The sequence below is a fragment of the Geobacter sp. PheSNFMC genome (assembly GCF_059620965.1).
Window position 1 is genome coordinate 19,874 of sequence record NZ_JCAMRN010000045.1, and the last position, 8,052, is coordinate 27,925.

General features: G+C 63.6%; 5 protein-coding genes. All 5 read left to right on the forward strand.

Annotated features, from left to right (window positions below; genetic code table 11):
- Positions 1–131: 131 nt before the first annotated feature.
- Positions 132–1,949, forward strand: coding sequence for a thiamine pyrophosphate-dependent enzyme (locus AC6CDK_RS11380; RefSeq protein ID WP_192905052.1), 1,818 nt, complete (start codon positions 132–134; stop codon positions 1,947–1,949).
- Complete coding sequence (locus tag AC6CDK_RS11385) at positions 1,946–2,494, forward strand: indolepyruvate oxidoreductase subunit beta (protein ID WP_039644010.1); 549 nt, start codon at positions 1,946–1,948, stop codon at positions 2,492–2,494. Before AC6CDK_RS11380 ends, AC6CDK_RS11385 begins: the two co-directional genes overlap by 4 nt.
- A gap of 39 nt (positions 2,495–2,533) precedes the next feature.
- On the forward strand, positions 2,534–3,835 hold the full coding sequence (locus AC6CDK_RS11390) for a phenylacetate--CoA ligase (RefSeq protein ID WP_039644012.1): 1,302 nt from the start codon (positions 2,534–2,536) through the stop codon (positions 3,833–3,835).
- A gap of 256 nt (positions 3,836–4,091) precedes the next feature.
- Positions 4,092–6,785, forward strand: coding sequence for a preprotein translocase subunit SecA (secA, locus tag AC6CDK_RS11395; protein WP_039644014.1), 2,694 nt, complete (start codon positions 4,092–4,094; stop codon positions 6,783–6,785).
- Between the two features lie 57 nt (positions 6,786–6,842).
- Entirely contained in the window at positions 6,843–8,024 is a 1,182-nt protein-coding gene (gene argJ / locus AC6CDK_RS11400) for a bifunctional glutamate N-acetyltransferase/amino-acid acetyltransferase ArgJ (RefSeq protein ID WP_192905051.1), read from the forward strand.
- Positions 8,025–8,052: the final 28 nt, after the last annotated feature.

Sequence of the window (8,052 nt, forward strand, 5' to 3'; positions counted from 1 at the left end):
ATAAAGAAATATCCCCGGAAATTCAAGCCGATTCTCGGCGCAAACGCCCCATTCGTCGAGAATTTCGGTTGACAAAAAAGGGCCGACCACGGAAAATCTAATGATTTTTCCAACGGAAGGAGCCCTTTTCGGTGAGTGAACGGAAGCTGTTGCTTGGCAACGATGCCATGGCCCACGGCCTTGTGGAGAGCGGATGCAGTGTCGTTGCCTCCTATCCCGGCACGCCCGCGTCGGAGATTCTCTCCGGCGTGGCTCTCTGGCGGGAGCGCTACGGCGTACCCATGCACGTGGAGTGGGCCGTTAATGAGAAGGTGGCCTTCGAGATTGCCTATGCCGCCGCCCAGTCCGGGCTGCGCGCCGCCACGGCCATGAAGCAGGTGGGGCTCAATGTTGCCTCTGATCCGTTCATGAGTGCCGCCTACCTGGGAGTCACCGGCGGTTTCGTGGTCATCTCCGCCGACGATCCGGGGCCCCACTCGTCCCAGACCGAGCAGGACAGCCGCCTGACGGCCATGTCCGCCAAGGTGCCCGTTCTCGATCCCGATTCGCCCGACCAGGCCCGGGAGCTCATCGCCGCCGGGTTCGAGCTGTCCGAGGCCTTCCGGGTGCCGGTCATGCTCCGGCCCACTACCCGCGTCTGCCACGCCAACCAGGACATCCTCCCCGGTCCGGTTGCTCCGTCCGAACGGACGGCCGCGTTTGTCAAGGATCCAGCCCGGTGGGCCGCTACCCCGGTCTTTCGTCACAAGCTTCACCTGGAGCTGGAGGAGAAACTGGCCGGCATTGCCGCCTGGGAGCCGACCGCCCCGCGGTTGCTCAATCCGGGGGTCTCTTCCAGGAAGGCACTGGTCGCCTCCGGCGTGGCAGCGGCCCATGCCCGCGAGGTGCTGGCAGACCTGGGGCTCAGGGACGTCCTTCCCCTCTGGCAGGTGGTGCAGCCCTATCCTCTGCACACGGCGTTCGTGGAGCGGCTTCTGGCCGACTACGACGAGATCCTGGTGCTGGAGGAGACCACCGGGGTCATGGAGTTGCAACTGGCCGACCGCCACCGGGTAAAGGGAAAGCGGTCGGGCTTTGTTCCTGAGGTGGGAGAACTGTCCCCGGAACTGGTGGAGCGTCTGGTGGCCGCTTTTGCCGGCATTCCCGCCGCACCCTCCGTTGCGCCCCCCACGGGCGGCGGACGCCGGCCGACCCTCTGCCCGGGCTGCCCCCACCGGGCCAGCTTTTATGCCATCAAGCGGGCTGCGCCCAAGGGAATCTATCCTTCCGACATCGGCTGCTACACCCTCGGCCTCAACCTGGGAGGGGTCGACACGGTCCTCTGCATGGGGGCGGCGGTCTCCCAGGCGGCCGGCTTCTACCACGCCTACAAACTTTCCGGCCAGGTGCCCGACATCGTCGCCACCATCGGCGACTCCACCTTCTTCCACGCGGGAATCCCGCCGCTCATCGACGCCGTGGTGCAGGATGCGCGGTTCGTGCTCGTGATTCTGGACAATGCCACCACCGCCATGACCGGCAACCAGCCGACCCCGGCACTGGGGTGGGGCGCCGGCGGGGTGCCCACGGCGACGGTGGATATGGAGGGGCTGGTAAAGGCATGCGGCGTGCGCTTCTGCCGGTCGGGCGAGCCGGGCAACCTTCCCGCTTTTACCGCCCTGATGAAAGAAGCGGTGGCCTTTGCCCGGACCGACGGGCTTGCCGTGGTCATTGCCCGCCAGCCCTGCGTGGTTGACCGGACCTACACCGGCGAACGGCCGCCGAAGCGCGCGGTGCGGGTAAGCGATGCCTGCAACGGGTGCCGCTTCTGCACTACCCAGTTCGAGTGCCCGGCCCTGGTCTACGACGAAGAAACGAAGCGGGTGGTTGTCGATACCCTCGTCTGTTCCAAGTGCGGCGTCTGCGTCGATGTCTGTCCGCGGTTGGCCATCGAGGAGGTGGGAAAATGACCGGGGGAGAGCAACTGATCATCAGCGGGGTGGGGGGGCAGGGAATCCTGTTCGTCACCCGCATTCTGGCCGAGACCGCCATCCGCACCGGCATGCCGGTCATGACCTCCGAAACCCACGGCATGGCCCAGCGGGGCGGGGTGGTCATCTCCCACCTGAAGGCGGGCGAATTCTCAAGTCCCCTCGTGCGCCCCGGCAGGGCCGACGGCCTGCTGGCCATGAAGGAGGAGAACATTGCGCTCCACCGGCACTTCCTCCGTCCCGGCGGGTGGATCGTGGCCAATGCCTCCCGTGTCCCGGCCGGACTTGAGGGGCACCCGGTCCATGTGATCGACGCCGACGCCCTTGCCCTGGAGATCGGCTCCCCCCAGGCGGTGAACCTGATCCTCCTCGGCTTTGCCCTGGCCCGGCTCACCGATGCCGGCCTCTTCTGCTCCACCAGCCAGGTGATTGCAACCATCGAGCACCGGCTGGGTGAAAAGGGGGCGCTCCGGGCCGCATCTCTCAAGGCCCTGCGTCTCGGCATGGAGCGGGCGGAGGCTTGATTTTCCGGTAATCCTTTCCGATGGAGGTTGTAACCCCCTATGCTGACCCGCTTTCCCGCCCACTACTCATCTCCCGCGGAACTTGAACGGCTCCAGCTCGACGGCCTGCGCTGGACCGTGAACCACGCCTGGCGCAACTCGCCCTTTTACCGCAGCCGGCTCGAAGAAGCGGGCGTGACGCCAGACGACGTCACGGGCCTCGCGGATATTGCGAAGCTTCCCTTCACCTCTGCCGACGATCTGCGCGACGGCTATCCCTTTCCCCTTCGTGCGGCCACCCATGAGCAGCTCGTCCGGATCCACTCATCCTCGGGGACGACAGGGAAGCGGAAAATCCTCTGCTACACCCAGAAAGATGTGGATGACTGGGCCGACATGTTCTGCCGTTGCTACGAGATGGCCGGGGTCACCCGTGAAGACCGGGTGCAGATCTGTGTCGGGTATGGTCTCTGGACCGCCGGAGCGGGTTTCCAGTTGGGATGCGAGCGGTACGGCGCCCTGGCAGTGCCCGTGGGGCCGGGGAATCTCGATATCCAGACCACCTTTCTGGTGGATCTTCAGTCAACGGTGGTCTGTTGCACCGCCTCCATGGGGCTGCTCCTGGCCGAAGAGGTCCAGCGGCGCGATCTGCGGGACAAGATCGCCGTGCGCAAGGTGATCCTCGGTGCCGAACGCTCCAGCGAGGCGATTCTAGCCAAGATCCGCGAATGCCTCGGTGCCGAATCGGTCCACGACATCACCGGCCTCACCGAGGTGTACGGTCCCGGCACGGGGCTTTCCTGCGGAGCGCCCGGCGCAGACGGCTCCATTCACTACTGGGCCGACTACTATCTCCTTGAAATCCTCGACCCGGAAACACTCCAGCCGGTGCAGCCAGGGGAGGTGGGGGAGATGGTCTTCACTACGCTGCGCAAGGAGGGGGCACCGCTCATCCGCTATCGCTCCCGGGACCTGACCCGCCTCGTGCCGGGCGATTGCCCCTGTGGCTGCGTTCTTCCCCGTCACGACCGGATACTCGGGCGTTCCGACGATGTGGTGATTTTCCGGGGGGTCAACATCTATCCCGGACAGATCGATGAGATTCTCGACCGGATCGACGGGCTCGGCAGTGAATTCCAAGTGGTTCTGGACCGGGGTGCCGATGGTCGCGACCACATGACCATCCGGGTGGAGCGGGCCGAAGATGCTGCGCCCACAGCGGATGCCCTCCTCTGCAAGGCGATCGTGTCGGGGGTGAAGCATTCCCTGATGGTCTCCTGCGAGGTGGATCTCCTCCCCTACGGCGAGCTCCCCCGGTCCGAGCGCAAGACCCGCCGCATGTTCGACAACCGCGCCTACTGACCCGTAACCGAACCCGTCAAGCCGGTGGAGCGGGGCGGACACCGGTGCCCAGGCGCGCGGCCGGCCAAGCCGCAGGGAACAGCCTAGGCCGCTTTTGTCAGTCCCTCGAGGCCCTGTGCGCAACGTGCCGCGCGACACAACCGTTTCATGGGCCTGGCGCTGCGCCGTACGGATTCTATTGAGCATTTCCGGCTGTTGTGCTACCGTTTCCGCTTGCGTTTGACCATTACACGATTTCCCAGGAGACCCGGTTTATATGTTTGGAGCCATCATAAAGAAGATCGTCGGCAGCAAGAACGAGCGTGAACTCAAACGCATGTGGCCGGTGGTGGAGAAAATCAACGGCCTGGAGTCCCAAGTGGCTGGCCTGACCGACGATCAGCTCAGGGAGAAGACGTTCGAGTTCAAGGAGCGGATTGCCCGGGGCGAAAGCCTCGACTCCCTCCTGCCCGAGGCCTTCGCCGTCTGCCGGGAAGGGGGCAAGCGGGCCCTCGGCATGCGCCACTTCGACGTGCAGCTCATCGGCGGCATGGTGCTCCACCAGGGGAAAATCGCCGAGATGAAGACCGGCGAGGGAAAGACCCTGGTGGCGACCTTGCCGGCATACCTGAACGCCCTCACCGGCCGCGGGGTCCACGTGGTCACGGTCAACGACTATCTGGCCCGGCGGGACTCCGAGTGGATGGGACGCCTCTACCGCTTCCTGGGACTCACCGTGGGGGTCATCGTCCACGGCATCGATGACGAGGAGCGTCGCGCCGCCTATGCCGCGGACATCACCTACGGCACCAACAACGAGTTCGGCTTCGATTACCTGCGGGACAACATGAAGTTCGCCCTGGAGGATTACGTTCAGCGTCCCTTCTACTTCTCGATCGTGGACGAGGTGGACTCCATCCTCATCGACGAGGCCCGGACGCCCCTCATCATCTCCGGACCCACCGAGGATTCCACCGACAAGTACTACATCATCGACCGGATCATCCCTCACCTGAAAAAGGGGGAGGCCAAGGAGGTGGAGGCAAACACCCTGTCGGGCAAGCGCAAGGTCTACACCGGCGACTACACGGTCGACGAAAAGGCCCGCTCATCCTCGCTCACCGAGGAGGGGGTCGCCAGGGTCGAGAAACTGCTCAAGATCGACAACCTCTACGACCCGAACCACATGGAGATCCTCCACCATGTGAACCAGGCGCTCCGAGCCCATGCCCTGTTCCGGCGCGACGTGGACTATGTGGTCAAGGACGGTGAGGTCATCATCGTCGACGAGTTCACCGGCCGTCTCATGCCGGGCCGCCGCTGGTCCGACGGGCTCCACCAGGCCATCGAGGCCAAGGAAGGGGTGGAGATCGAGAACGAGAATCAGACGCTCGCCACCATCACCTTTCAGAACTATTTCCGCATGTACGAGAAGCTCTCCGGCATGACCGGCACCGCCGACACGGAAGCCGAAGAGTTCCACAAGATCTACAAGCTGGAAGTGACGGTCATCCCCACCAACCGGCCCTTGCTGCGCCCTGACTTCCCGGACGTCATCTACAAGACCGAGCAGGAGAAATTCAATGCCGTCATAGATGAAATCAGGGGGTGCCATGAGAAGGGGCAGCCCACCCTGGTGGGAACCATCTCCATTGAAAAATCCGAGGTGCTGGCGGAGATGCTCAGGAAGCAGGGGGTTCCCCACAACGTGCTCAACGCCAAGCAGCACGAACGGGAGGCCGAGATCGTGGCCCAGGCCGGCCGCAAGGGGATGGTGACCATCGCCACCAACATGGCGGGCCGCGGTACCGACATCCTGCTGGGCGGCAACCCCGAAGGTCTTGCCAAGCAGTGGCGCCGGGCCAATCCCGATGCCCCCGAGGAAGAGTACGAGAAGGTGCTGGCCGAGTACCGCGACCTCTGTGCCCGCGAGCACGATGAAGTGGTGGCCCTGGGCGGTCTCCACATCATCGGCACCGAGCGCCACGAGTCCCGGCGGATCGACAACCAGCTCCGGGGCCGGTCGGGCCGCCAGGGGGACCCGGGCTCATCCCGTTTCTATCTTTCTCTCCAGGACGACCTCCTGCGAATTTTCGGTTCTGAGCGGGTCTCCAAGATCATGGACTTCCTCAAGATCGAAGAGGGGGAGGCCATTACCCACGGCATGATCACCAAGGCCATCGAGAATGCCCAGAAAAAGGTGGAGGCCCACAACTTCGAGATCAGGAAACATCTGATCGAGTACGACGATGTCATGAACAAGCAGCGCGAGGTGATCTATACCCAGCGCCGCGAGATTCTGGCCGGCCAGGACATCCGCCGCCACTTCGCCCAGATGATGGACGACACCATCGAGGAAATCTCCTCCTTTGCCATAGAAAAGGTGTCGGCCCATGAATGGGACTGGCAGTCCATCGGCGAAGGGATTCTGAAGACCTACGGCTTCCAGATCGACATCCCGCCCCAGACCATGGACCGGCTCTCTCCCGAGAGCTTCCGCACCCTGCTCAAGGAGAAGGTCCACGAGGCCTTCGATGCCAAGGTGGCTGCCGTCGGCGACGAACTCATGGATCACCTCATCAAGGTGATCATGCTCCAGACCATCGATGCCCAGTGGAAAGACCATCTCCTCTCCATCGACCACCTCAAGGAAGGGATCGGGCTCCGTGGCTACGGTCAGAAGGATCCGAAGCAGGAGTACAAGAAAGAAGCCTACCAGCTCTTTATGGACATGATGGCCCGCATCGCCGCCGAGACCGTGGAAAAGATCTTCTGGGTCCAGATTGCCCATGAGGAAGACGTGGAGCGAATGGAAGAGGAGCAGCAGAAGCAGGCCCGGAAAAGGATGGTCTTCAACCTGGTCGATGAGGAAGAGACCTCGGAGCCGTCCAAGTCCAAGAAGCTTGCCGGGCGCAACGAGCCCTGCCCCTGCGGTAGCGGCAAGAAGTACAAGAAGTGCTGCGGAAAATGAGATAGTCTATGAAAGCGCCGGTTTCTCGGGTAGTGGCGCTTTCCTGAGGTTTCAGCTATGAACGTCAAGGGATTTCGGTTCTCGGCCGTGGAAGCGGCCATCAAGAAGCCGGGCCGCCTGGATCTGGCCCTCATCTGCTCTGATGCGCCGGCTGCGGTGGCCGCGGTTTACACCACCAACAAGGTGAAGGCCGCGCCGGTGCTTCTGGACATGGAACGGACCACGAGCGGCACCTGCCGCGCAGTGGTGGTCAACAGCGGCAACGCCAATGCCTGCACCGGAGACCGGGGGATGGAGGATGCGCGGGAAACCGCACGCCTCGTGGCCGAGCGGATCGGTGCGCCGGAGCATGAGGTGCTCGTTTCCTCCACCGGCGTGATCGGCGTACCGCTCCCCATGGAGCGGGTCAGGGGAGGGATTCCCCCCCTCGTGGAGGGACTCGGCTCGGCCACCCTCGATCAGATCGCCGCGGCCATCATGACCACCGACACCTTCCCGAAACTGGAGGCGCGTACCGGGGCCGCGGGCGGTGTCGGGTACACCATCGCCGGTATCGCCAAGGGCGCCGGCATGATCATGCCGAACATGGCTACCATGCTCGCCTTTATCGTTACCGATGCCGCAGTTGACCCCCAGTGGCTCGACCGTATCTTCCGCCGCGCCAACGATACATCCTTCAATGCCATAACCGTGGACGGCGACATGTCCACCAACGATACCGCCATCATCATGGCCAACGGAGCAGCCGGCACCCCGGTCCTGTCCGAGGGGAGCGAGGGCGCCGCGGAATTTGTGGCTCTTCTGGAGGAGGTGCTCCTCTCCCTGGCCAAGCTGATCGTCAAGGACGGTGAAGGTGCCACCAAGTTCGTGGAAGTGACCGTGAAGGGCGCCCGCTCCGATGCCGACGCCAAGCGGGCCGCCATGGCCGTTGCCAATTCATGCCTGGTGAAGACCGCTTTTTTCGGGCAGGATGCCAACTGGGGGCGGATTTTCGCGGCAGTGGGCTACTCCGGCGCGGACGTGGCGCCGGACCGTGCCGAACTGTTTTTCGACGATGTCAGGATGGTGCAGGGCGGTGTTTTCGCCGGAGGCGACGCCGAGGCGCGGGGCACCGGGGTATTGCGCAAGAAGGAGTTTACCGTTACCGTCGACCTGCATCTGGGCGACGGACGGGCAACGGTCTACACCTCGGACCTGTCCTACGACTACGTCAAGATCAACGCCGATTACCGTACCTGAGGAACAGAGAGGTGTCGAACAACACCAA